27 protein-coding genes are annotated in these 26,184 nt (G+C 45.8%); 14 read left to right on the top strand and 13 right to left on the bottom strand.

The window, feature by feature from the left end; genetic code table 11:
* Positions 1–46: 46 nt before the first annotated feature.
* Positions 47–406: a cupin domain-containing protein gene (locus RE469_04090; GenBank protein ID WMT45379.1), complete on the top strand. Its 360-nt coding sequence runs from the start codon at positions 47–49 to the stop codon at positions 404–406.
* On the opposite strand, the gene RE469_04085 is transcribed toward RE469_04090, so the two are convergent.
* The gene (locus RE469_04085) at positions 399–1,307 is read right to left on the bottom strand and encodes a branched-chain amino acid transaminase (protein ID WMT45378.1); all 909 of its coding nucleotides are present in this window, start codon (positions 1,305–1,307) and stop codon (positions 399–401) included. The genes RE469_04090 and RE469_04085 overlap by 8 nt on opposite strands.
* A 129-nt stretch (positions 1,308–1,436) precedes the next feature.
* On the opposite strand from RE469_04085, the gene RE469_04080 reads away from it, so the two are divergent.
* The 6 genes from RE469_04080 to RE469_04055 all read left to right on the top strand — a co-directional run bounded on the left by RE469_04080 (position 1,437) and on the right by RE469_04055 (position 9,268).
* A complete protein-coding gene (locus tag RE469_04080) occupies positions 1,437–3,071 on the top strand; it encodes a class I adenylate-forming enzyme family protein (protein WMT45377.1) in 1,635 nt (544 codons plus the stop codon).
* A 57-nt stretch (positions 3,072–3,128) separates the two neighbouring features.
* Entirely contained in the window at positions 3,129–6,056 is a 2,928-nt protein-coding gene (locus RE469_04075; GenBank protein WMT45376.1) for a S53 family serine peptidase, read from the top strand.
* A 24-nt stretch (positions 6,057–6,080) separates the two neighbouring features.
* Positions 6,081–6,632, top strand: a complete 552-nt coding sequence (locus tag RE469_04070; GenBank protein ID WMT45375.1) for a hypothetical protein — start codon at positions 6,081–6,083, stop codon at positions 6,630–6,632.
* Positions 6,633–6,638: 6 nt separating this feature from the next.
* Entirely contained in the window at positions 6,639–7,229 is a 591-nt protein-coding gene (locus tag RE469_04065; protein WMT45374.1) for a cyclase family protein, read from the top strand.
* Between the two features lie 51 nt (positions 7,230–7,280).
* Entirely contained in the window at positions 7,281–7,439 is a 159-nt protein-coding gene (locus tag RE469_04060) for a hypothetical protein (GenBank protein WMT45373.1), read from the top strand.
* An 83-nt stretch (positions 7,440–7,522) separates the two neighbouring features.
* Complete coding sequence (locus RE469_04055) at positions 7,523–9,268, top strand: FAD-binding protein (protein WMT45372.1); 1,746 nt, start codon at positions 7,523–7,525, stop codon at positions 9,266–9,268.
* Here RE469_04055 and RE469_04050 read toward each other — a convergent pair whose 3' ends face one another.
* The 3 genes from RE469_04050 to RE469_04040 form a co-directional block, all read right to left on the bottom strand.
* The gene (locus RE469_04050; protein WMT45371.1) at positions 9,269–10,309 is read right to left on the bottom strand and encodes a DNA methyltransferase; all 1,041 of its coding nucleotides are present in this window, start codon (positions 10,307–10,309) and stop codon (positions 9,269–9,271) included.
* A 148-nt stretch (positions 10,310–10,457) separates the two neighbouring features.
* Complete coding sequence (locus tag RE469_04045) at positions 10,458–10,775, bottom strand: Rieske (2Fe-2S) protein (protein ID WMT45370.1); 318 nt, start codon at positions 10,773–10,775, stop codon at positions 10,458–10,460.
* Between the two features lie 24 nt (positions 10,776–10,799).
* A complete protein-coding gene (locus RE469_04040) occupies positions 10,800–11,120 on the bottom strand; it encodes a hypothetical protein (protein ID WMT45369.1) in 321 nt (106 codons plus the stop codon).
* 1,266 nt (positions 11,121–12,386) lie between these two features.
* On the opposite strand from RE469_04040, the gene RE469_04035 reads away from it, so the two are divergent.
* Together RE469_04035 and RE469_04030 are read left to right on the top strand one after the other, a co-directional pair.
* The gene (locus RE469_04035) at positions 12,387–12,620 is read left to right on the top strand and encodes a hypothetical protein (GenBank protein ID WMT45368.1); all 234 of its coding nucleotides are present in this window, start codon (positions 12,387–12,389) and stop codon (positions 12,618–12,620) included.
* Positions 12,590–13,384, top strand: a complete 795-nt coding sequence (locus RE469_04030) for an IS4 family transposase (GenBank protein WMT45367.1) — start codon at positions 12,590–12,592, stop codon at positions 13,382–13,384. Before RE469_04035 ends, RE469_04030 begins: the two co-directional genes overlap by 31 nt.
* 274 nt (positions 13,385–13,658) lie before the next feature.
* Here the strand turns inward: RE469_04030 and RE469_04025 are convergent, their stop codons facing one another.
* On the bottom strand, positions 13,659–14,864 hold the full coding sequence (locus RE469_04025) for an IS110 family transposase (protein WMT45366.1): 1,206 nt from the start codon (positions 14,862–14,864) through the stop codon (positions 13,659–13,661).
* Positions 14,865–15,034: 170 nt separating this feature from the next.
* Between RE469_04025 and RE469_04020 the strand changes: the two genes are divergently transcribed.
* The 3 genes from RE469_04020 to RE469_04010 all read left to right on the top strand — a co-directional run bounded on the left by RE469_04020 (position 15,035) and on the right by RE469_04010 (position 16,343).
* Positions 15,035–15,556, top strand: coding sequence for a hypothetical protein (locus tag RE469_04020; GenBank protein WMT45365.1), 522 nt, complete (start codon positions 15,035–15,037; stop codon positions 15,554–15,556).
* Between the two features lie 416 nt (positions 15,557–15,972).
* A complete protein-coding gene (locus RE469_04015; GenBank protein ID WMT45364.1) occupies positions 15,973–16,209 on the top strand; it encodes a hypothetical protein in 237 nt (78 codons plus the stop codon).
* Positions 16,206–16,343 (top strand): hypothetical protein, encoded by a 138-nt coding sequence (locus RE469_04010; protein WMT45363.1) that lies wholly within the window; start codon positions 16,206–16,208, stop codon positions 16,341–16,343. The genes RE469_04015 and RE469_04010 overlap by 4 nt, the downstream gene beginning before the upstream one ends.
* 257 nt (positions 16,344–16,600) lie before the next feature.
* Here RE469_04010 and RE469_04005 read toward each other — a convergent pair whose 3' ends face one another.
* The 4 genes from RE469_04005 to RE469_03990 form a co-directional block, all read right to left on the bottom strand.
* On the bottom strand, positions 16,601–17,362 hold the full coding sequence (locus RE469_04005) for a hypothetical protein (GenBank protein WMT45362.1): 762 nt from the start codon (positions 17,360–17,362) through the stop codon (positions 16,601–16,603).
* Between the two features lie 14 nt (positions 17,363–17,376).
* Positions 17,377–18,027 (bottom strand): hypothetical protein, encoded by a 651-nt coding sequence (locus tag RE469_04000; GenBank protein ID WMT45361.1) that lies wholly within the window; start codon positions 18,025–18,027, stop codon positions 17,377–17,379.
* 159 nt (positions 18,028–18,186) lie between these two features.
* Positions 18,187–19,362 (bottom strand): signal peptidase I, encoded by a 1,176-nt coding sequence (locus RE469_03995; protein ID WMT45360.1) that lies wholly within the window; start codon positions 19,360–19,362, stop codon positions 18,187–18,189.
* On the bottom strand, positions 19,359–19,898 hold the full coding sequence (locus RE469_03990; GenBank protein WMT45359.1) for a hypothetical protein: 540 nt from the start codon (positions 19,896–19,898) through the stop codon (positions 19,359–19,361). The genes RE469_03995 and RE469_03990 overlap by 4 nt, the downstream gene beginning before the upstream one ends.
* A 243-nt stretch (positions 19,899–20,141) precedes the next feature.
* On the opposite strand from RE469_03990, the gene RE469_03985 reads away from it, so the two are divergent.
* The gene (locus RE469_03985; GenBank protein WMT45358.1) at positions 20,142–21,647 is read left to right on the top strand and encodes an IS1634 family transposase; all 1,506 of its coding nucleotides are present in this window, start codon (positions 20,142–20,144) and stop codon (positions 21,645–21,647) included.
* 468 nt (positions 21,648–22,115) lie between these two features.
* Here the strand turns inward: RE469_03985 and RE469_03980 are convergent, their stop codons facing one another.
* The 3 genes from RE469_03980 to RE469_03970 form a co-directional block, all read right to left on the bottom strand.
* Positions 22,116–22,772, bottom strand: coding sequence for a hypothetical protein (locus RE469_03980; protein ID WMT45357.1), 657 nt, complete (start codon positions 22,770–22,772; stop codon positions 22,116–22,118).
* Positions 22,773–22,899: 127 nt separating this feature from the next.
* Positions 22,900–23,541, bottom strand: coding sequence for a hypothetical protein (locus tag RE469_03975; GenBank protein WMT45356.1), 642 nt, complete (start codon positions 23,539–23,541; stop codon positions 22,900–22,902).
* The gene (locus RE469_03970; protein WMT45355.1) at positions 23,538–24,221 is read right to left on the bottom strand and encodes a winged helix-turn-helix domain-containing protein; all 684 of its coding nucleotides are present in this window, start codon (positions 24,219–24,221) and stop codon (positions 23,538–23,540) included. Before RE469_03970 ends, RE469_03975 begins: the two co-directional genes overlap by 4 nt.
* A 489-nt stretch (positions 24,222–24,710) precedes the next feature.
* Here RE469_03970 and map point away from each other — a divergent pair, with 489 nt between their 5' ends.
* Complete coding sequence (map, locus tag RE469_03965; GenBank protein ID WMT45354.1) at positions 24,711–25,592, top strand: type II methionyl aminopeptidase; 882 nt, start codon at positions 24,711–24,713, stop codon at positions 25,590–25,592.
* Here map and tmk read toward each other — a convergent pair.
* Positions 25,582–26,172: a dTMP kinase gene (gene tmk, locus RE469_03960; GenBank protein WMT45353.1), complete on the bottom strand. Its 591-nt coding sequence runs from the start codon at positions 26,170–26,172 to the stop codon at positions 25,582–25,584. The two genes, map and tmk, sit on opposite strands and share 11 nt — an antisense overlap.
* Between the last annotated feature and the right edge of the window lie 12 nt (positions 26,173–26,184).

Raw genomic sequence — 26,184 nt, 5'->3', positions numbered from 1 at the left:
TTCCCCGGATAATCTATATTAACCCTGAAGTATATGGTGTAGCGAAATGGAGAGAATCTCTCTGGCGGATATCAAATGGGATGAAGTCTCTGACGGCAAGCTGGGAATTTTACAGAGCGTGGTAAACTCCATGGGCAGCGGCATGATCAAGTTCCTGAAGTTCAAGCCAGGCGCCGTTTATCCAATGCATTATCACAGGGACAGGTTTGAGTGGGTATATGTTGTGGAAGGCACCATCGAAACAGAGATTGATGGTGGAAGGAAGACCATGAAGAAGGGGGATTTTCACTCTTTTCCAGTTATGGTCAAGCACTCCCTGGTGGCTGGAAGATCAGGAGCCACCGTCATAGTATGTGCCCTGCTCTGCAGAAGCGACACAAAGATGCCTGAAACAGGTGTCAGCTGACTGGAGTAAGCCATCTTCTGTATTCCGGAAGCCTGCCGGTGACAGCGTCAAAGTATGTTTTCTGCAGCCTTGAGGTTATGGTGCCCTTTTTCCCGTTGCCAACAGGAACGCCGTCCACATTTATAACTGGCGTGATCTCAGCGGCTGTTCCGCAGAAGAATACTTCGTCCGCAGTGTAGAGTTCTTCCCTGTGTACCTCTCTCTCCTCAGTCCTGATGCCCAGATTCCCGGCGATTTCAATGACTGAACTCCTTGTGATGCCAAGCAGGATGTCGGATTCCACACCTGGCGTGAGAAGACGTCCGTTCCTCACAATGAATATGTTCTCCCCCGGCCCTTCAGCAACATAGCCCCTTGAGGTGAGCAGTATGGCCTCATCAAAATCCGTGCCTTCCACATCCATGGAGGCTATGATGGAATTGAGGTAGTTTCCGCTGGCCTTGGCCTGGACAGGAAGGATGTCAGAATTTATGCGTCTCCATGAGGATACGCGGCATTTCACACCCTGGGACAATTTGTCTCCGAAATACTGCCCGAATGGAACTGCAGCAACGGCAACGCTAACCCTCTTCCCTTTAGTTGACAGCGATATATCATCGCTGGCATAGTACGCGAATGGACGGATGTAGCATGCCTTAAGGGCATTTGCCCTGACAACTTCAATGATGGCTTCCTCAAGATCACTGGGAGAAAAGCCAAGATTCATGTGGTAAACACGTGCCGTGTCTAGGAACCTCTTTACATGATCACTGAGCCTGAAAATAGAAGCAACTCCAGAATTCTCATAGGCCCTTATGCCCTCAAATATCCCGGTACCGTACTGCAGGGAATGCGTCAGGATTGGTACCCTTGCGCTGTCATAATCAACAATTTTCCCGTCTAGCCAAACCTTTCCCGGCATTTTTCTCACGTGGATCAGATAGAAATTGTTTATAATCCCTTGTATTCGCCATCCATTTCCGACGTGGGTCACACCGGAAAAGATTTTATGGAGACCATGCGTTATTCCATTACCTGATGGTGCATGGAAATGGTGGAAAGCACAGTTACTGGTGAGGAAGGCTGGCTGGGCGGAATACGTTCAATTTACTCCATCCTCCACGACGCTGAATCCCATAACACAAGTTTTCCCATAATAATTTACCACGGAAAACATGTCACATATCACAGCCTGCTCTCAATGGCTGATTCCATGGCAGAAACACTCAGGAAGAAGTTTTCAGTGAAGAAAGGAGACAGGATAGGGATTGCTCTGCCGCTGTCTCCGCAGTTCATGGTGACGTTCTTTGCTGCAATGAAGATAGGCGCAGTTGCAGTTCCCATGGATCACCTCCTGACGACATGGGAGATGGAGAATGTCATACATTTCACAGGCATCAAGGTGCTTGTGGCAGTCTACACCGCCGATATAACGGTGAAACAGGAAAGCGGAATATCCGGAATTATACTAACAAGACTGCAGGAATTCCTGCCGTTTGAGAAAGCCGTATCGGTCACGGCAGGGCAGATTGCCAAATCCGTTAAGCTCGCCACCACAGGGGTGACCACTGCATGGTTCAGTGAAATGATATTTGAGCCCAGAGGCGAGGAGGAGCAGGTGGATCTGGAAGCAGACCCGGCGGTAATGTTTGTCTTTCCGTCCATAGATGGCGATCTGAGGGGCATAACTTACAGCGGTTCAAACCTCCTGAACTCCATAGCCGGCATGAGGGAGAATCTCAGGATACCAAAGAGAAGATTCAGGATTGCTTCATCCACACCTGTTTTCTCTCCTTCGGGCTTTCAGTTATCAGTAATGCTTCCTGCCGTTCTGGGCGGAACAGTAATATGCGCGTACGAAAGGAATGATTATGAAAGATTGGCCAGGCTGTGCAGCCTCTTTGACTGCGACTATGTATGCGGAATGCCGAACGACATATACTCAATGGCTGATGAGAACGTTCCGCTGCAGGGATCAAAGAGCCTCAAGGGAGCTCTCTGCCCCTCATATCTCATGAACGATGGAATCAGATCAATGTTCCAGGAGAAATTCAAGGTCCCGGTGCTTGAATACTACGATGTGCCGGAGATGACCGGCATCACCCACATGCAGCCCGCAGACAGGAACCAGATAAGGCAGGGAAGTGTGGGTCGGCCTCTCAGGGGAGTTACACAGAAAATAGTGGATGAGGCCACAGGGGAAGACCTGGAACACGGCAAGGTTGGCCTTCTCCTTCTTGGGGGCAATCAGATAACCAGGGGATATTTTCCAGCAGAGGGCACTGAAGGAAATTTTTCCGGCAATATGCTGAAGACAGGAGACATGGCAAGGATAGACGAGGACGGTTACCTTTACGTAACGGATTATCACAGGGAATTTCTCATATCAAGGGATGTCATCGTCAGTCCGGGAGAAATTGAGAAATTCCTTTCTCAGGTCGAAGGAGTATCTGAGGCCGCGGTTATCGGCCTGGACACGGGGCAGGGAGACCAGAAAATAGTTGCTGTGGTGGTACCTGCCAGTGGAAAAGATGTTTCAATAGACAGACTCAGGGAAGCGTGCGAAAGCAGGCTTTCAAAGGAGAAGGTTCCAGCAGAGTTCTACCTCAGAGATTCCATGCCAAAGAGCATAAGCGGAAGAACACTGAAGAGGATACTCATAGAGGAACAGACCTTGAAGAAATAGAAGAAATCATGAAAAAATCCCTGAAAAGTTTTTCTACAAGGTTTCCTAACCATGCTCATGAATGGAAGCAGGTCAACCAGGATAGCGGTAACAGTATTGGCTGTTGCCATGGCTTTTCTCATGGTCAACTCTGCTTTCCAGCAGCATGATACCGTTTCTGCATCGCCTTTGCCTGCTTTTTCCCATGTTTCCGACTCACTTCAGGCACTCGTAAATGTCCCGTTCCTGGGCAAGGTTGTGAATGGATCCTCGCCATACACGGGAAAGGAGCAGATAGTGGTGATCCTGAACTACAGCAATGAGAGCAGGCTGCAGTCTTTCCTTCACAATCTTTCTGATCCTTCCAGCCCTCAATATCGCCATTACATGACTGCGGATCAGTTTTACGCCAATTTCTCACCATCTGCAGCTGAATACGACAGGGCAGTTGCCTACTTCAGGTCTGCCGGCATGGTGAACATAACAACATTCCAGGGCAGGAACACCATCGCAATGTCAGGAAGCAGCCAGGCCATAAGCAATGCATTCCATACAAACCTGGTGGGCGCATCTGAGAACGGTTCCATGGTTACGGGGCCCTCGTCCAGCCCAGAGCTTCCAAAGTGGCTGTCGTCTCAGGTTTATGACATAGTGGGCCTTGGCACATCCCCGCAGCTTTCCTTCAGCCTGAATGTGGAAGGTGAGCTGAAACAGCTTGAGACTGTCAGAACAGACACCGCAGGGGGATATCCTAAGGTTGGGTATCTCAGCAACGGTGCCGAAGCGCTCTACGGTACTTACATGCAGGTGGCTTACAACGAAACCCAGTTATTCGGCAGCCATTATGACAGAGGTGAGGTCATAGCCACCCTTTTATGGTCAGGCAACTATACAAACAGCAAAGGGATCACAACTTATACAGCCCCCTTCAATCCATCTGATATAACAAAATACTTTCAGGATTCATATCCTAAGTATCCCAACGGAACGTATTCTGAGCCATTCCCAACGGTGACTGGGGTGCCAATAGACGGCGCCCCTGCACCAGGTGTTTCAGCAGAGAAGGACACCTCAGGAGCGACAATCGAGAACACTCTTGATCTTGAGATGGCTGGAAGCCTTGCACCTGGAGCCCAGATATACAACATATACGGCCCTCAGGCAAGCACAACAGATCTGACGCAGGCCTTTGCCACTGCGCTGAATTTTCAGAACCTCACGGTCATATCCAATTCCTGGGGTGGGTCAGACGGGACTGATTCCACATGGAACACATATCTGCAGGAGGCTCAGGCTCGAGGCATAACAGTTCTGGCCAGCAGCGGAGATTCGGCAGATAATACAAGCAGCCCCAAATATGCCGGCCCGCCGGACATGGTGCAGTTCCCTTCATCCATAGGATACAATACCTTCGGAGTAACGGCAGTGGGAGGCACAAACGTTACAGTAAATACCACAACGCTGAAAGTCCAGGAACAGGGCGCGTGGTATATGCCTTCTCCAGGCAATACCGTTGGCTCAACCGGAGGAATAAGTACCGTATACCATGAGCCATCCTGGCAGACCAATTCGTCCGCCAATACTGTGCTGAAGGGAGCTGGGAGAGGAGTGCCTGACATTGCAGCCCTTGCCAACAATACGCTTATTTATTATTCCAACACCACGGCAAGCGGTCTGTTCGTGGTCTCAGGAACAAGCGTTTCATCGCCCGTTGAAGCCGGAATTATCGCAACAATGGATGCATACCTCAACGCCAGTGCAGAGGCTCCATTGGGATTCGTTGATCCCCTGATATACAAACTTGGAACCGGTCAGTACGATCCAGCATTCCTGAAGGAGTCCCGGCTGACCCGATCGCCGTTCTACAATGTGTCATACGGCAGAAACAGCCTGTACAATGTAACACCGGGCTACAATCTTGTCACTGGCTGGGGTTCAATAAATGCATACAACTTCATACAGGACAGCAACATCAAAAGATATAACGTATCCTTTGTTGAGACAGGTCTCAAAGCAGGTACAGGCTGGTCTGTAAGCATTGTGGGCAGATCGTTTCTTTCAGGCGCTGACAGCAGGTACGTCAATTTGAGCCTCCCCAACGGGACATTCCAGTACGAGATACCTCATGTTGGAAGCATGGTGGGGGTTCCCCCGCAGTCGTCAATAAATATCACTGGCAGAAACGTAACAGTTCACATTATCTTCAAATATGGATATGTGGTGAATTTCACACAGTCGGGGCTTCCAGCAAATGATACATGGGAACTTAATGCGTGGAATTACAGTCGCCAGTATTCAGGTTATAGTGCAGCACTGTATTTTCCAAACGGGTCATATAATTATACCGGAATGCCCGCTGATCCGAATTATTACGGCCAGTCCGGTAACTTCACCGTTAATGGCAAGACCCTTGACATCTCCATGAAATTCCGGCATGGGCAGTTCAATGTTTCCTTTATAGAGAGTGGCCTCCCTGCCAACCAGGAATGGAGTGTGATGGCCCAGAACAGCACTTCAAACCAGACACTATCTGGAACAACGGACAATATAACCTTCTACCTGTATGGAGGGCAGTACACATTCTACATGTTCCCATCCGGCTACGATGCCCCTAATATATCTGTGGTGTCACTGAACACCAACGGCCAGAATCAGACTGTATACGTGAACTACAGCTATGGTTATTTTGTGACATTCAGGGAAACTGGCCTCTCTTCCGGGACATTATGGGGAATTTCCTTCCACGGGCTTACAAACATGACCACCGGCCAGACGGTAACTTTCGAGGTGCCAAACGGCACCTACAGGTATGATGTGCGTGGCAGCACAACTCCAAACGGTCCATCTTCAGGATACGTGAACGTATCAGGAAGCAACCAGAGTGTTGTCATCAGCTACCAGCCACCGAAATCATTTTTCCAGACTGAGGTTCTTTACCTTGTGCTTCTGTTCTTCGGAATAGTTCTTCTGGTAAGTGGTGTGTCCCTCATAAGGAGGAAACACTGATTCCTGTACCTTTGGGGACATTCCGTGCTGTTCATATTCCCCACAGGGATAAGGGATCAGAAGGCCGCAATGAATGACGACAAAATCCATGAAAAGAAACTGATTCTTGACACATCTGCCATTCTTTCACGCAGGGTGAGCCTTATGAATGGAAACATAGTCACAACTCCATCTGTGCTGGATGAAATAAGGCTGGGAAAGATTGCCAGATACACTGATTTCAGCAGCGACATGATGGACATACTGGCCCCCGGAAAGGAAAGTCTGTATGCCGCAAAAGAAGCCGCTAAAGCAACCGGTGATCTGCACGAACTCAGCAGCACTGACCTGGACTTGATTGCCCTCTGCCTTGAACTTAATGGCATCCTTGTTACAGATGACTATGCCATGCAGAATGTGGCCAGCAGGCTTGGAATAGAGTTCATGGGAGCCGATCTGAAGCCCATTGACAGGGATATAAAGTGGCAGTACCGCTGCACGGGATGTGGAAAGACGTTCCGGCAGCACGTGGAGATATGCCCTGTTTGCGGTCACCAGACAAAGAGGGCGGTAAGGTCTTATAAAAAGCGCCAATAGTGATTCATGATCGATATATCATTGCCACTGGATTGGAACCTGATCACGTATCCCGGAGATGCAAGGTACGAGCATTACGACTACATGACCCATGAGAAGAATGGAGTGCACATCACCAGGGTCATAATGGAAACCCATTCCGGCACACATATAGATGCGCCGTTCCACGCTCTGCCCAATGGAGGAACCATGTCATCCATACCCCTGGAACACCTCAACGGTCCTGCAACCGTCGTGGAAGTTAACGGTAATGCCATCAATGCTCAGGATATTCCAGGCACCGTGGAGAAGAGAGTGCTGTTCAAGACAAAGAATTCGGGCCTTTATGACAGTTTCCATGAGGATTTCTGCTACATTTCAGAGAGTGCAGGAAAAAGGCTTGTTGATCTTGGAGTGGAAACGGTAGGTATTGATTACCTGTCCATTGAGCAGTTTGGAACAAAGGGAATGAAAGTTCACAAGATACTGCTGGAGAAAGGAATTGCCATAATAGAGGGACTGATGCTGAAGGACGTGAAGCCAGGCAGATACGAACTCATGTGCCTGCCTATAAGGATAGACACGGATGGCGCCCCCTGCAGGGCAGTCCTGAAGTAAGCTCCTTTCTCAAATTACTTCATCATGGACACCACTGATACTGGCTTGCAGATGATGGAAAATGAGAAGCCATCAAAGATCAGCATATGCAGGGAGCATCCAGGAAATATGCTTGCGAGCCCATGGAAAATTAAAGGCCAAAAATCATCAGAAATTAATAGCTGGATCCTGAATGAGACCCCGGATATGATTATGGGGGCATCTCCGTGAAGCAGTTACCATGATAACATAAGAGGAAAGGATTACAGGACCGGAACACAAATCATATTTATAGTGTAAGCGAATTTTGCGCCATGAAGGTTCTGGTTTTTGCAAAGCAGGTCCCGGATGTGAACAGCATCAGGTTCGATCCAGCTACAAACAGGATTGTCAGGGAAAACGTTCCACTCTCAATGAATTCATTTGACAGGAAGGCTGTTGAGGAAGCCATCAGGATGAAGGAGAAATTTGGCTTTCACACCGTGGTTGCAAGCATGGGGCCTCCACAGGCTGCCGACATACTGAACGAATCCCTGAGGATGGGAGCAGATGAAGCTTATCTCATAACAGACAGGAAGTTCGGAGGTTCAGATACGCTGGCAACATCAAGGATACTTGCTGAATTTGCAGAAAGGATAAAACCAGACATAATCCTCGCAGGCAGATATTCACTTGATGGTGAAACGTCGCAGGTACCGCCTGAGGTCGCGACAATGCTTGGATACAGCTTCAGGTCATCGGTTTCAAAAATTGATATTGATACGGCGGAGAATACCATTGTTGTTGATCAGGACCGTGAAAATGGGATTGAGAGGTACCACGTCAAAATTCCTGCAGTGCTTTCCGTGAGTGAAAAGATAAACAGGGCAAGGGCGGTGAAGCCTGATGTTCCTGACATGGGGGATCGCGTAGTCATAGTTGATTCGGCATGGCTCGGCCTTGACATAGACGGCAGGGAATACAGCCCCACTGTGGTGACCGGCACAAGATCAATGGAGAGTTCCAGAAAGGTTTCAATGCTTGACTTTGACGATAAAGTATATGGCAGGATCATTGAACTGATGAAATCAGCAAGATCCAAGTCTTCGGGGGGTAGCACAGAATTCCATATGCCGCCATATGTGAACGGGAATCCTCTTGTGCTGGGGGTTGCGGTTGGCGATGCGCAGACGGCAATGGAGATTGCGTCAAGAATCTCCCAGATGGCCCTGCAGCATCCCATGAATGTGGCCGTGATTGGAAACATTCCTGCAGATAAATTGAGAGGGATTCCCTGCCATGACCTCTACTATGTGGATTCACGGGACTACATATCCCTGGCTGGCTCAATAATTGATTTCATAAGGCAGTATGAACCTGCATACATTGTGTTTCCATCCAATTCCGACGGAAGGGATGTAGCTTCTGTGGTAGCGGCAAAACTTGGCCTGGGCCTCACCGCTGACTGCGTTGATCTGCAGGTGGAAGATGGAAGGCTCATCCAGTACAAGCCCGCCTTCGGAGGCAGCATAATCGCAAGCATATACTCAAGGAAAACTCCCGCAATGGCCACCGTCAGACCGGGAATGTTCAGGAGCGTCAGATCTTCTGAAGAACCAAGAATCCAACAGTTTCCACCAGGCCATGGATCAGGACAGGAACTCATTGAGACCATACCCGTACCTTCAGAATACAGGCCCCTCAATTCAAGTGATGCCGTGATAGCCATAGGGAGGGGCATAAAGAAGCGAGATTCGGTCAGGGATGTGCTGAAACTTGCAGATGCGCTGAATGCATCGGTGGGTGCCACAAGGCCTATGGTTGACATGAATTTTCTTCCCAGGCAGCAGCAGGTTGGGCTCACAGGAATGTCCATCTCGCCCGCCTTCTATATTGCCCTTGGCATATCGGGCCAGGCGAATCATGTGGTGGGCATAAGGTACGCCGGGAAAGTTCTCGCCGTGAACAGTGATCCAGCCGCAGAGATATTCAAATATTCGGATTACGGCATTGTCTGTGATGTGAATGAGTTCATTGATGGATTCCTGAGCTATCTCGGGAAGAATCCGTGGAAAGAATGATCACGGTTTCTGGAACACAAACACATACTCATGCTTGAAGACATAGAATCCTGACTTGAGCGCCCTGTATCTCCAGAGGTTTTCGCTGCTTCTCTTGCCTCGGGTGTTCTGGATGTCCTTCACAATTATTCCCCTGATCTTCATATTCAGGGAGGCTACGGCATCCATGCACCTGAATCCAAGCGGTACTATCTCTCCGTCGCGGTACGCATCGCCAATGACCAGGCCCATATAGCCTCCACTCTTCAGCACGGCAATGGACTTTTTTGCTATCTGCGTGAACCGGGATATGAAGCTCTCCATGTCCGGGGAGGTACTGAGATCGCCCTGATCATCTGAAAACCTTATTATATCCCAGTAAGGGGGATGCAGCAGCACCATGTCGAAGCTGGATACTCCGTTCCTTTCCATTACTGGCACCAGATCGACAGTGTAGGAATCTCCCAGAATTATCTCCGCCCTTGTTCCGTCGTGAGGCAGTGACTGCACAGCCTCTCTGGTCCTTGAATATACCTCAGGGTTTATCTCTATTCCAACAGAATTCCTTTCCATTCTGATGGCCTCAATCAGCGTAGTTCCTGATCCGCAGAATGGATCAAGGATCCAGTCAGATGTCCTGGTATACCTCATCATCAGCTGGTGTGGAATCTGCGGGACAAAATTTCCCCAGTACCATCCCTTGTGTCCTGCCTCCCGGTCACGCTTCCCAAGAATCCAGAGGCTGTCTGTTCTGATCTCGTCGTAGGCCTTCCACAGATTTATGTTGAACTCCAGTGAACTGGCACTTGCGGAACTGCCAATGTCTCTTATGACGGATCTTACGTAATAATGAGCCCGGTCGATCCCCCTGGACCCAAGAATCCTGTGCAAATGGTCAAGAATGACTGACTTCAACGGTTCCGGAACCTCGTCAGCAAGCTGGACGGCATTAGCAGTTTCTTCCTTGATCTTATTGAGATCACCTTCTGCAAGAAGGTTTTCACAGAGAAAATGCAGTCTTTTTAGAGGTTCTGCAGCTATATTTTCAGAAGTTATGGACATTTGAGGCTTGTAAGTTATTGAACATAAAATTTTAACATTTGCACATATGAAGAAATTTGCTTTCAGAATTTTCCAGAATTGAGGGAGTGAAGATCAGGGGATCCTGCCTTCCAGCCCTCAGATACGCGACCAGTTACAACAGCTTCAGTCAGAGCTCCACCATTATCTGGCCGTTTTCCACCCTGGTCTTGTAGGAATGAAGTGGGCCGATATCTCCTGACCCCTCCGGCGGGCTGATCACGGAGCCGTCCTTTGGATTGAAAACAGCAAAGTGGTTGGGGCAAATGAGAGTATGATCATCCATGAAGCCTTCCGAGAGATCATAATCTTCGTGCGTGCAGTAACACGATGTTGCGTAATAGTTTGCTCCATCTCTTATAAGCAGTACCTCTCTTCCTTCTATGTTTGCCTTGAAAAGGTCCCCATCCTTCATGGCCCCTTCCTTGGCTATCTTATACCATGCCATGTTACTTTGATTGTATTAGGCAAATTATAATTTGCGTTTTTCTTGAAATTCCAAATGTGGATGATTGTCAGTGGTTTGTTCCTCTATGAGAGTGGACAGGCTTATGACTAATGCCCATCCCTCTATTATGTTTCCTTTCCATTTTTCATATACTTCCCTAGGGAATCTGCAATTGGCCACAGAGTGCAGCCTTTCATTGCTGTAGAATAAGATAAACCTGGATACTGTGCTGCCTGGATCCTTGAAGGAAGAAAACTCAAACCTCCTTATCGCTTTCTTCTCCAGTATGGAACTGAATGATACTATGTGTGCATTCCATTGGAGTGGCAGGATGTATCCTCTCATTTGCGATGTTAAATGATCATAGGAACAGCTGCACAGATCTGATCACAAACTTAGTGCCGTTGTCGCGTCTCATCCAGACACTGGAAAGCATCTTTATTCCTTGATCCAGGGGGCGTAAGATCCATTGCCTTCTTCACATCATCAGAGGTGCAGTTATATCCGGGATATTTTCCGATTGCTTCCCTGATTCCACCGATCATCGGATTTCACTATGCACGGAAAATCAGCGGATAAGGGTTTCTATTTCTTATTAGACTCAGTCTATCATTTCAAATAGACTGGATGTTCTGTTTTCTCCATGCATGCAGACGTATTTCATGTCAATTTTTGAGATTTCGTTAGACGCCTTCACTGTGGAGATGGGATGACAGCCATTTTGGCCCAACTTCTGTAATCGTATGTGTGTTAATGGGATTTTTCCCTTTTGATACTTCAGTCTTCGGATATGATGTAAATTTCCATACACACACCGTCCATGGCTTCAGTAAGCGCTGGGCATGATTCTAGCCACCGACGATCTTCTCACCTTTAAGAAAGGTCTCACCGAAAATTTCCAGAAACTGCAAGTCTTAAGCCGGACGTTTTTGGGGTCATGCATCTCACCAGTATAGATACATGTACGGTCATCGTCACTGGTTCCAGAAATGGCTCCCGGAACCACTGGTCTCCATCGTACACATGCAACTATCTGATGGGTAAGTAATTTACGATGTCCAGCAATCCAGAACCACTGGCTTAGCCGTCAGTTTGATATGGCTTCCAAATTTGTTCCAAGCTTGCTCCCTTAGGAATCCCTGAAAACAGAGGTTCTCAAACACATTCTGAAAGTTCTAATACAACTCTTGTCGGAACCATGGTTCAGCAGTAGCCATAAATGCATCCTGTCGGAAAAGCCATAGAAATAGAGGATTTCTGTAACTTGAATCCACCACTGGCTCAACTCACTCCACACCAATGGTTTCCATTGTACACTGCAATCATCCGGTGAATGCCTATTTTACCATGGCGCGCCACAATCTGATAGTGGCGCTATTACTGGCTCATGCTGGCTCCTCAAATGGTCCCGGCTGGCGCATGTCAGAAAAGCCAAGAAAAAAGCGGATTTGCAGAATACAACGGTACCATTGGCCGGAGCCATTTATTGCAAGTGCCTGGTCGAATTTCATTTATATACATGGATGCAGACATATAGAACAATCCTGTTTCCAATATTTAATCATTTGTCCGACAGATGTCATATTTATCCAATGATGTAATTGTTAATTTATGACCGATCCTGTCAGAAAGTTGCTGAAGAATGTCTGCTCCGATATTTCACAGGAAACACTCACCGATCTGAATTCAAAGAGGATCAAGCTTCTGGATCACACAGTTCTGCTGGTGAAATCCGCCATGAGGAATGAGGATTTAACAGATATGGCAATGGGGAGTGGAATAAGCAAATCACAGCATACCAGGTATTCGTTGAAATGTTCTATTCCCTTCTGTATCCGTACATAATGGCGCATAACTACAGCGTATACAGCAGATTCCTGAACATTATGGGAATAGATTCAACATTCATCAGAACACGAATCAGGGAATCTGGAAAATACAGGCGGCAGAAAACGGAGAACGGGATCAAGATGCACAGTGCCTCCATAATATTTCCATTCACCCTGCCCGTTGAATCCGTGGTTACTCCTGCAAACATGAATGATTCCCCTGAATTCGATGTAGTACTTTCCTCTATGGATCAGGATCTCCTGGGAGAATCCATACTCACATTCGATCTCGGCTATTATGATCTTGAAAGGTTCAGGGACCTGAAGAACAGGAACATAATGTTTGTTACCAGAATCAAGAGGAACGCCAGGTATGAAATCATCAGGGAATATGCCCATTCAAGAATCATAAGATTCAGGAATGGTATTGTCATGAGGCTGGTATCCCTCATGATTGGGGGAAAACAGAGGGATTACCTGACAGACATCATGGACATGCCTGACATCTATATACACAACATATACCGGCAGAGATGGTCCATTGAGATATTTTTCAGGACCATGAAATCATACCTGAAGCTGGATCATCTCATATCGAAGAAGATTAATGGCATCATGGTGCAGATATTCACTGCACTGATTTCATATCTCATTCTTATGATGATCCAGGACATGCTTTCCCTTTTCATTGGAATCCCGGATTTGATCAGGTACATCCGACATGGGATTCCGCTGCCATTCAAATCGGATGGCAAAACTGCAATACAGTATACCATATAATAACAATTGAACTGTCGGGTCTCCTCCGGAGAGGAGACCCTTACTCCCACATTACAAGAGCATATTATGATCAGCATCCATTAGATTAAGGTTTCTTCCGGTGATTTTCCAAAATTCAGCACGGAGTGCATGGGAGCATGACACCTGTCAACATACTTAGGTGCAAAAATTTACAGCAATTTCACAGAATTGCATGAAGCAATGCTTAAGTATTGGAAACAGGGTTGATAGAAGTAATAAATTTAGATCTTCTATGAAAAAAGTTCTATGACATTCATGTCATGGCATTGGCCTTATTTATCTTTCCTTCATTGCCATTTCTCTTCAGCCTCTCCTTCTGAACATTCCTGAGCACATTCATGCGATCTTCCAGGGTGATGGTCTGGGAGGGCTTTACTGCCCTTGATCTCATGGATGCTATCTTCCTCTCTGTCAATGTATCTATCTGGTCAACGAAATGCTCTCCCTTCTTCAGCATTGTGTAAATGGTCTCAAGCAGTATCCTTGCAATTGCAACAATTGCACGGTTCTTCCCCAATCTCCGTACAAGGCTGAGATACTTCTTCCTCATCCGTTCGCTGTACTTGATGACAATATGTGCTGCATTCACCATTATGAATCGGAGCATGGAGGGTCCATGCTTTGATATGTGACCCTTTATGTCACGATTCCCGGACTGGTCCTGCCTTGGAACAAGGCCTGCGTATGAAGCAAGCTTCTCCTTTGAATCGAATCTGGATATGTCATCTATCTCTGACATGATTGCAGCTGATGAATATATGCCCATACCGGGAATTGTCATGAGGAGATTCACGTTCCTGTCATTCATGACAGATCTGGATATCTCATCCTCCACCATGGTCTCTTTCCCCATCAGGTATGCTATCTGATCCAGCAGATCAGCGAGGACGAATCTCTGGGCAGTGGAAATGCTATCCACTGATCCCAGAATGCATTTCATCCCCTTCTTTCCGAATATGTCAGTTGCATCAATGCTTATGCCTGCAGATGCCAGGATGGCATGAACCCTGTTCTTGATCATGGTTATGGCCTCTCCAAGTGACCTTCTGTACCTGACGAGTGATCTCAGATCATCAGAGTACCTGGAGGGGAGATGCACCTCAGGGAGTTCCCCTAACCTCAGGAGCTTTGCTAATTTGTAGGAATCCTCCCTGTCGTTCTTCTTCGCAGTCCTGAATATGAGTGCCAGTGTGGACGGATCTGCCATATGTGTGTGGAATCCCATGTCCCTGAGCTTCCGGGCAACATACTTCCCAGTTGTGGATACCTCCAGGGCAATCTCAGTATCCGCAACAGCATATCTTGCCCTGAACCCATCCCATGATGATGCACTGTTGCCCATATCATACTGTTCATTCACATTCCCCTCATTATCCATTTCCGTAACAAATACGGTACGTTTATGTATATCAAGTCCTATGTATATCCAGACCACCTCCAGTGGTTTGTGTGGGAGCATGAGTCGGAGTAATCTCGACAGCCTTCTATTCACCCTTGTTTCAGGGTATTATGTCGAGGCGAAGGGCAGCAAATCTAAGTTGCGACCTCGCAGGTCAAGTCTAAACTCTGCTGCCTCTCCGGCTCTCACGCTAACATCGTCATGAAAGCGTGGCCAAAAGAACTTTTTTCATGACATCTATGGCAAAGAAGAGGAATAAAAATGACCCGCACATACGGGAAGCAATAGAAACCATGCTTAAGGCCGGCCAGAGCCAGCGCACCATAGCGGCATCTCTGAGGATGCGTCGAGCCACTGTGGCCACAATATTACGGCAGATACGGGAAAGCGAGTTAATGCAGAAACCGCCAAATTCGAAAGCGGGAGTCACTTCAGAACCATCCGGGAACCATGGCAGCGAATCACAATCAGACAAATCGACCAGGGTCAGCAGGAAACCGGCTAAAGAGATCACCGAGGTCCGTACAGTTAGCCGTTACGTGCAGAAAGGGAGCGAATACCTGAGCGATATGCTGCTGAGTGACCTGAAACTCAGCATGGAATCGGCCAAGGCCATTCGTGAACTTGAATTAAGGTACCGCGTGAGTGCCGAGAAGTACGGCGTAAACTGGGTTACATTTCTGAACGAAGCGATTGAATGGGGATTTCAGTCCATAGTCGAGGCCGACGCCATGCTGCAAGAATGGCGGTGACGGCAGCGGGAACGGCTCATTCAGGAGCAGGAAACCAATCAGGCATTAGAGTGGGTTATTACCGCCCATAAGGCAAGGCGTGAATCAAATAGCAGATGAGAAAACAAGACAGAATAGAATAGCGAACGAACTAAGAAAGGGCAATAGAATAGTGCACCGGCAGCAGCGGCCAAGGAAATTACACCGGCCGATGTCATAGATCAGGTCAACCAGCGGATAATGGCCGGGCCATTGTCAAGTCTTGCTGATCCGGTCAGGCACGACGAATAGAAAATGTGCTCAACAGGTTCCTGTGATCCTTGAAATAAAGGCCCAGTTTACATTCAGAAGACTTGTAAAGATGGGATGGCACATTCACACAGAGAAATGGAAATAACTTCTTCGGATACAAGCAGCATTCATCCCATGGTGTGGATATGCCACTGGTACGGGAATTTGTCATCATCACTGCCTCAGTGCATGATTCCCGAGCGGAACTCTCCGTTTCGGAGACGCCATGTTACCTGGATCGTGGATACCAGGGTGTTCCCTGTCGTGAAATAAACGGCACCACGAATCGTGCATCCAGAAACACTCCCCTGACCATGAAACAGATACGCAGGAATCTCAGGATTTCAAGGAAACGGACGTCGGGAGAACACCGTATTCAGTGATCAAGAGAGTACAGAATGGTGACCATACCCTTGTCACCATGGTGAGAAGAGCCAGGGTGAAGATGACATTCGTGAACATGGCATACAACCTTTTAACTGTTGTTCACCTGAAGAGAAGGGGGGTGATGGCGTAAGCGCTGTAAAATAAGGGAAGAACCAGGAGAAGATGCGGAAAATAGATGGAAATATGAAGAGTCTTCTGTGAAAACTGACTGAATTTGTGGGAACTTCACAGAATCAATAGAATCTTAAAAAACTGCCAGTTAAAAGAAAAGGTCTAAAAGAGAATAATGACGATCGATAACTTTGGGCAGAGTCCTGAAATAAATATTGAAGAAAGTAGATCAAGGATACTATAGAAGCACTAAATGAAAAAAAGATAAATAAATTTTTACGGGTCTGACATCACGCTTATCATTATGGGTATGCTGACAGAAGATTCTTGATATCCGTTACCCGCACCATGGGAAAGTCCAATGTAAACAGTATAATCTGCTTCACTGCTGTGGGTTAGTGATTCTCCAAATCCAGATGTTATATAGGCAAAGGCATATCCACTAAGTCCTGCACCGCCAGTCGTAGCACCATAATTTGTCGCAAACAGTGTTCCAGCGGACAATCCGCTGAGTGGTGAACCGGATGCGAACAGTGTACCTGAAAAGAGACCAGTGGCACCACTGAGGTTCGTGAGATTCAAATCTGGAGGAGCGCTTGAAGGCGTAAATGCAACATCGGATGAGATGATATGAGGTGTTTCAGCAATAAATCCAACCGTGCCTCCATTGGTTATTGTCAGGTGAACGGAGACCCAGTTTCCAGGCGCCAGATTTGTCACATTTACATAGTATATTACGTCTAGTGAATATCCCGAATATGGCACAGTTGCCAACGTAGGTGCATTCGTTGTTTCAGTTGACAGATCTGCCGCAGTTATTACTACACTGCCTGTATTGCTACCAAGCCCTCCTGAGACCGTTACGTTAGTGTTACTCACATAGCCTGAAAAGAATTCCCCAGTTTGAGATAATGATATATCCCCAGCCGTTGCAGAAACATTTGTGCTAACTGATCCTGTGAAGGCAGAAAAAGCAAGTGCACCGCTCATCGTTAGAAGAACGGGCACGATTAATAATGCTATCACTTTCTTGTTCATTGCTATCCACTCCCTTATGGATCCGAGGTTATCGTGAAAGGCACAGCATAGTTGAAACTGGACTCTGCCCAGTAGTTGTTGCTCCCTCCACCAAGTCCTACATAGACATAGTAGCTAACTGAGCTGCCCGAATCCATTGAAGTTGCTGGTACTGAAGAAACGTAGATCACGTAGCCGCTGTCTGATGACATATCTGTTGTAAATGCAGAAGCACTAGATGCTGTTGTGAAATTAGTCATTCCTGATGTGACCGTTGATGACTGAGAGCCCACTGGCGTGCCAGTCGTTATAATGAACCCTACAGATCCGTTGTTCGTTATTGTGAACTCAAACTGAGCCCAGCTTCCCGGTGCCATACCTTCAACCTCAACTGTTTGAGACTTTACGCTATTATTTGCTTGAGTGTGCAACCCTGCCCATCCCAGATCGATCGGAAGGTTGGAGTTTACATGACCTGTATAGTTTACTGGCAGTGTCATCGTTGACATGGAAGCAGTAAGCGAACCGTTTGCCGGATAGTTTCCGTAGGCCAATGTCAGAAGCGTGTTGTCCGAATAGTAACCAGTCAGAACCATATTCTGGTTGTAACTCATATAACCCGCTGTCGCGCTCACATTTGTGGTTATGGAACCAGAGAAGGCTGAGAAAGCGAGAGCCCCGCTCATCACAACCAGCACCGGCACCAAAGCCAACACTAACAATTTTTTGTTCATTTGGTTTTCACCGAAGGATGATTATCACGAAAATACTTAAAGGGCCAGAATTATATATCAGTACCATAAATATGGATAATTAATATGTATGAAAGATACATTTAGTCACACCTAGAACTTTCTTCCTTTAGGTCCAGACATGCCCTCCTTGACTATTGAGGCCACAATGATTATCATTACGGCAGCAGCTGTTACCCTGCCATAAATTAAGGGATAACCAAGGTAAGGAACATGATAGATCACAATGCCCACAAGATCCGATGAGGGAACGAGTCCGGGATCGTCCACGGGATTATTTATTCCACGGGTTCTGAAATAGATTTTTCCGTCCACATTTTTAATCTGGACCACCTCGTGCGCGTAAAGTGTGCCATTATCCCACGGAGCATGAAATTCAATTATTTCGCCCGTTTTGATCGTCTGCGCAGAGGCTGGTTTAATAATTAAGAGCGAACCAGGTACAATGACAGGATACATGCTTGGCGTTGGATCAGCTGCCACAGTGTGGGTAACGTACCCACCTACTGCCCCTGTCGCTATGATAATCACGAATGATGCAAAAACAATATCAGACAATCTGGCCTTTCTTCTTATGCGAAGCTTTTTTTTCGATTTGAGAAGTTTTCTAACCCAGATGTTTTCGCCAAAAACAAAATAGGTCAGCCAGAATAGTATAGATACCGATATAATCTCCCAAACAATATTGAATAGAGGAGAAACCTTTTCTGTGAGGCCAAGAAATGAAAATGTTGAATAAAGAAAGAAGAACAGGACAGGAGTAACAAGTTTTTTGTTCACTGAAATGTAAAGATAGGAAACATATATTGAAAATGCAAGGTCAAAACTCAGCTGATATAGAAGAATTTTAACTATCTGAATCAGCGTGTACGGGACAACTACTGGTGTAAGCACAAGAAAATATGCAGCTCCAGAAGCTATCATTCCGTAGAATATTTTCCTGCCGCCCATATCCACAAATGTTGAGAAGATGACGGGAACAAGGACAACGGAAAGTGCAAGGGAATACTCCATTGAGTTTATGAAGGCGGAACTATAGAAAACAATATTCAGGGTGTGTGAAAGAAATGCGGGCATTATGAGAAGAAATGCTAGAATGGCAAAGAGAACTGGAGCATACTGCCATTTTCTGTCTCCACGGAATTTTCTGTAATAGAGGAAGAGAACCGGCAGAGTTGAAAGCATCACGATCCATGGGCTGAATTTGAAAAGGTAGCTGGACTGCCAGAAAACAATGTACAATACCGGTATGTACCATCTTGGCTTCATTTTTTGATCTCCGAATAATATGTCTTTCCATCAATCTCAATAAATACTATATCATTGAAGATGAACACAGGTCTTTCCACAAAAGTTGCCATTCTGAACAGGTCATCCGCACTCTTTACAGGTATGGCCCCTTCCGGTGGGCCAACACTCAATTCAATGAGGTTCTCTCGGTTATCATTTTTGAATTTCTGAACAGGATCAGGCCGTGATGGCATAACCAAATATACGAAAGAGCCAAGAAGTATTGCAGCCACGAAAATCAGCGCATAAGAAATATCACGATTCAGCGGGATAATAATCTTTCCCGGAATCACAGCATTCTTGAAATACGAACCTGTCACTGGGGCATCTCCGGGTCCTGTAACAGAATCGGTGGTTCCGCCTATGGCAATGGTGAGATTTGAATCCGCAAGTCCAAGATCGCTTTTTGCCTGGGAAATTATGTTTATAGAATAGGACGAACCTGAGGTAAACCCAAGCTGATCATTGATCTCAGATCCCAAGGAAACATTGGAGGTCAGATTTATTTTCATCATAAAAGAATCCGAAAAGCCAGATGTTGCGTTAAAAACCTTATATATACTATATGATAGTTTCTCCCATGATGGGCTTGATGATACTATGTACACAGTGTAACTGTAATAGATCTGTTCACTTGATCCACGAGAATTGAAACCTATCTTTTCCCCTGATTAACACTACATTCTATCTCAAATAAGCTGTTTTAAGGTGTCTGTGAAGGAAAAGATTCTTATAGATTGTAGTGTTATTATCACTACATGACATTCACCCGGAGGCTTCCAAAGGGAAAAAACATCTACGTTTACCGTGTGACAAACCACAGGATAAAGGGAACTAAGGAAGTGAAACAGGATTCTGTGTATCTTGGAAAGGAGATTACCGTGGATGGAAAAACCGTGATACAGGAACCGAGGAAGCGGATCATGGTTAGGAGGCTTCTGGAATCTGCGCCATACATAATGTACCGATATGCGGAGGATTTCGGAATAATGGATGATTTCATACCTGCCATAAGCGGTTTCACCAGCATGAGGGAGGCAGCCAGGAGAATCGTTGTACTGGCTGCAATGGACATGTTCGGTTCCACCGGTTCCATTGAAATGCATACGGGCATAAGGGATGGCACAGTGAAGGAGAACCGTGATCTGGTGGATTTCATCGGTTCTGAAAGTCCCCATATTGCAGCAGTCCTTCAGAAGGCCATATCGAAACGCATAGTGAAGGAGTTCGGATCCTCAGGCATAGTATATGATCTCAGTGCAATACGATACTACGGAAAGGATAATGATCTTGCAGAGTACGGCCATTACTATCATTCCAACGGGGAGAACAGGGAGATCAACTTTGTTCTGGCAGTGACAAGGGATTCCGGAATACCGGTGCACCACAGGATCATGCCCGGCAACATAGTGTCGGTTTCAGCCATCAGCAATCTTGTGATGGAACTGAAGGATTTCGGCATCCGTTCAGTGATGATTGTCATGGACAGGGGTTTCTATTCCGAATCCAACGTGAAGGAACTCCAGGATCACGGCATAATCGCTTCAGTCCCCGGTACGCTCTCCGTATATACGGATCTCTTGAAGAAGTCCTCGGGCATAGAGAGCTCCAGGAACTACATGCAGTATGGTGAGGATACAATATTCCACAAATCATTCATGATCAATAAGATGCGTTACATTGTGTACTACAGTGCAAAGAGGAAGGCAGAAAGGATAGAATCCTTCTACTCCAAACTCTCGGAGGCGGAGAAAAGGCTCAGGGGCATGATGGCTGTGAAGTTCAGCAGCAGGAACGACATGATTCGGTCCGTCACGGAATCTGTCAGGGGCATGGGAAGGTACATATCGCTTAAATTCACCGGATCAACATTCACATATTCACTGAAGCACAGAGCAATACAGTCACACACATCACGCATGGGATTCTTCATACTACTCACAAACACCAAGATCAGTGAGGCGGATATCCTGCAGATATACAGAAGGAAGGATGTGGTTGAGAAGGCATTCATGCATTCAAAATCCGCCATGGAACCTCTGTATGCACGTACAGAGGATGGTACACGGGCGAAGGTGTTCCTCTCCATTCTCGGGTATGCAATCATGGCAATGATTGCATACAGGTGCGGCCTGACATACAACCGGACTCTGGAAACCATAAGGGGCATCAAGGAGGTTGTCTACGCCAATGGCTCCCACAGTACTGTGGAACTCACAAAGGATCAGAAAACACTGCTGGAGAAACTTTCAATTGAACTGTAGTGTTAAAATAGGGCAAAGATAGGTTGAAATAATTTACGTTCACATCAATAAATATATTTTTGCTAATGCTTTTATATATTACAGATGGATCTGTGAGGTTAGTATTGTTGCCATAAAGGGTGCTATTTCGCAACTGATCAACAAGAGTCATACGTGTATTTAGTGAATAAGAACCATATGCTTCACGAACATCCCTCGGACGAGGCTGAACAAGAACAACGAGAGCTACGGCAAGAATAATGATGCCCACTACTGCTAAAACCGTAGATTTACTTTTCTTACTAATTATAGACTTCATGAAGATATTGAACCAAGTGAATATCCTTTAAAATATTTTGCAGTGCAGAGTATATATCAAAAAATATAGAAAGAATAAGGGCGCAAATTTTGATATTTGGCTGGCCAGTCCTCATAGATTATGGAGAATTTCTTTATGGTGTACATAATCGAGGCATCAGGTTTCTGTAGTTACTGCTCTGTCATTGTTATGATCAGTGGTAAGGTGAACGAGGACTCCTGGTAATTGTTTCCAGAGGTCTGTGATAGAAAAATGAAGAAGCCGATTGTAAGTGTAAAGCCAGGAGATACCTGGTTTCCATTTTCCCATATTATGCCATAATAACCTCCGGGATTCTGGCACTGGCTTACGGTGTTGTTAACAACTGCAAACCACGCTTCCTGATTATTGCAGCTAGTTGCGTTGTAGAAGCTCAATCCATTCCCCGAGAAGTGCCCAAAGGATATATTCGATACGGATAAAATCTGGTCATTGGGATTGTAAATCTGTATACAGAACAATATTGCATTTCCAGGTGAGAAATTTGATATGTTCAGGTTGTCAGCTATGGAACCGGAATAAGATGTATGATTCTTAATAACCTCAACTGGCGGCCACAGTTCATTGAACAGACAGTTCGAATCACTCTTGAAAACGTGACTGTTAACGTAGAGTTCAGTATTATCGGCCCAGAAAGCACACACTGAAACGCCGTCGTTGATTCCAAAAAAATTTGCTGTAGCTGAAACATTTGTGGTTGCGGTTCCTGAAAAAGCAGAAAAAGCAAGAGATCCGGACATGACCGAAATAATCATCACGGAACAGATTATGATAGCCCGGATTCGCATATCCTACTAATGCTGGAGTATTTAAAAACCATTTTGAATTTTAAATATGAACCTTTCATCAATTTATGTAACGAAGACAAAGTTTTATACCTTTATCTGTCACCATTCTGCACTGACATTTCAGAAATTACCTGGCAGGATTTAATGAATTTATTCCGGGCTCGTTGTCTGCAGTTTTCACAAGTTCATGATCTGAATATTTCAGGTTTTTAACCCTTCTGGCCAGTCGTACTATGTCTACATAGAATAGAATTATAACTGCACCGAAAATCAAAGTAGCTCCTATCATAATATCATCTATCTGCTTTATCGGAGCAAAGGAAGGAACTATGATGTAAAGAGTAAGTATGGTATACTGCATTGCAGCTACAATTATGCCATAGGCAAGGACTGTATTGGTCATTATGGACGTCAGCGCCTGAAGCGAAACCAGATTTTTCTGCTTTCTGGTTATCCTATCAAGATAATTATGAAGCTCCGCTATTTCCTTGGTGGCATCACTGGCGATATTCGACGCCCCCTCCTCTATCCTTTCAGTAAAATTTTCCATATTGTCAAGAAGCTGTTCAGTATCCCTGCTGGTTTTGCTTTCTACGAAAAAACGTATGATCTTTTTCAGGAATATCACGTTCATTATTCTGGTCTGGTCCTCACTGAGCTGTCTCATTTCTGCGATATATTTTCGTGACTCCTTTCTCAATCCCACGAAAACAAATAAGCATGTTATGAAGATGATGGTGGGAGTAATAACCATTATTGGATTTATCATGCTGAGTACATTTTCCTGACACTTTGCAGTGCATCGCTTCCAGCTTTCGTTAGTGAGTATGAGCTTTCATTTTCATTGTCTTTTCTTAACTGAACGTAATTCTTCTTTATGAGTTCATCCAGTAGTTCGTTTGCTGTCCTGTAATTCAGGTTGCACTTGTAGATTATGTTGGTGATTCTGCTGCTGTGCTCATTTAAAAGTTCCATGACGTCCAGCATTATTCTCATTCGATCTCTTCTAAGTCTCATTGTTCCCGGTGTGTTTCTTCGTCCAATTGAATCCTTAACCAATGATTTCTCTGAGTCAGCAGTAAAGAGTTCACTGCCGAATCTGAAATTTTTTATGATGGTGGCCCCAATCATTTTCATGGCATTTATGAGATTGCCATGGTTTACATCGCAACTGCACATTATGAATATCATGTCGGTATATTCTTCGGTCGTGAGAATCTGAACCTTTCCTATTATTTCATAAATTGAAACGTAATCTTTGTCAGCCTTAAGTATGATAATTTTACCACCATCTTTAGATTCGCAGTAAAAATCAACATGGTGATTTATTCCACTCTTCCCTTTTAATGAGGCTTTCTTCTTTAAGATCCACACCTTAGGGTCAAGCTGAAGAATATCATCTCTAATTGAAATGCCCTTTTGAGCGTCATCATTAACCGAATCTAACATACAAAAAACATGCCGCTGATGATAATTAAATTTCTTATGTTATTATAAGTATATATCTATATTATAAATGTATTTAACATACAATTAGGTGACCTGATTGATCACCATGAAGGTAACAATAGAAGATTTAGATATACTGGATTCATCTGGTCTAGCTGTAAGCTAAGTGCAGATTACTTATCCATTTAACGGATGTGAGCGGGAAGTCTATTTTTGCAGGATATGGTGGCTAAGAAAGCGAAGTTTTATGATTGCTCTCAATATATTCATTTATCTGTGGTAAGAGGAAATGAGAGGGATGGGATTTACATATTGCTTTACATACGTCTGCCTGCGAAAAATTAGCGGACTCATCGTGAAGCATGTGACCACCTTTTGGCTTATGGGAGTTAACGCTCATGGATATTCTGCCAGCAAACTCTGAATTTCGGAGCTTCCCGCTAAAGCTGGGAGAGAAAGCCGCATATTTGTCTTGCGGTAATAAAATAGGTGATTATTTTGGATCAGGAAGTTAAGAAAAAATATCTTGAAGCAGGCGTCATAGGCAGGAATGCGCTGGAACTTGGAAAGAGCCTGGCAACACCCGGTGCTCTGCTTCTGGATGTTGCAGAAAAAATTGAAGGCTTCATCAGGGAACAGGGGGCGGTTCCGTCATTTCCCGTAAATCTGTCCATAAACAACGAGGCCGCACATTATTCACCATATGTGGGCGACAAAAGGAAATTTGCCACCGGAGATGTGGTGAAGATAGATGTGGGGGCATCGGTGGACGGTTACCTCTCGGATAATGCTGCCACTGTGGAAGTTGGAGAATCCGGCCAGCACAGTGATCTCATTGATGCCACCAGGGAGGCCCTCAATGCAGCCATAAAGAAGGTCAGACCTGGAGCCCAGATCAGGTCCATAGGACAGGAAATCGGCAGGGTAATCACATCACACGGATTCAAACCCATAAGAAATCTTGGTGGGCACGGCCTCAACAGATACGATCTGCACTCTGAGATATTCATCCCAAATTATGATGACGGAAATGGCGAGACATTCCATGCGGATATGGCCATTGCCATTGAGCCATTTGCCAGCACGGGCATAGGCATGATTCACAATGGCCCGGGCGGGCACATTTACATACTCAGCGGAACAAAGGTCAGGAAGGATGAGCCTCTGTACCAGAATTTCAACACGGTCCCATTCGCGGAGAGATGGGTGGCAAAGATAATGCCGGACTACTCAGACTACCTTCACAGGATGATGAAAGCAAAGGAAGTGAGTGAATTCGCAGTCCTGAAAGAGCACAAGGGATCTTTCATATCCCAGGCGGAGCACACTCTTCTTATACTTTCAGATGAGGTCATTGTGACTACGGCCTGATGAGGCCATATATTTCGTCAACCACCCTGTCCAGCTGGTCTTCGCCGTTAATGGTAATGAGGTGTTTCCTCAGCACACCGGTATAATAGGACCTTACCCTGTCAAGGTACTGGAGATCCTCAAAGCCTGTTATGCTGCGCCGGCTCCATATTCTCTTTATTGCTGTGTCTGCACTTATGTCAAGGTAAACATTGATGTCAGGTCTTACCTTTATGATTTCTGAAACTTCCGACATCCATGTAACAACCCTTTCCGGAGTGCCGAAAATTCCTTCAATAAGTGGTCCCTGATAGGCGAAGGATGAGTAGATGTACCTGTCGCACAGCACCAGGTAGCCCTGATCAAGCTTCTCAGATATCTCGGCCTGGTGCCTGTACCTGTCCTCGGTGAACATGAAGAAGAGTTTCAGGGCGCTTTCCGGATCCCTCTGCGACACAAGCTTCCCGGAAATACTGTCAACGCTGAATGTAGGTTCATGGGTGAGGAAAACACTTATGCCATCACTTTCAAGCTTATCCCTGAGCCTTGACGATACCGTTGTCTTGCCTGAGCCGTCAATGCCTTCAAGAGCTACAAACATTCACAGAGTGAA

This window comes from Cuniculiplasma divulgatum, assembly GCA_031200235.1.
Classification (GTDB): Archaea; Thermoplasmatota; Thermoplasmata; order Thermoplasmatales; family Thermoplasmataceae; genus UBA509.
Note: the sequence above shows the minus strand (reverse complement) of the source record. Positions and strands in the feature narration are given on the sequence as shown.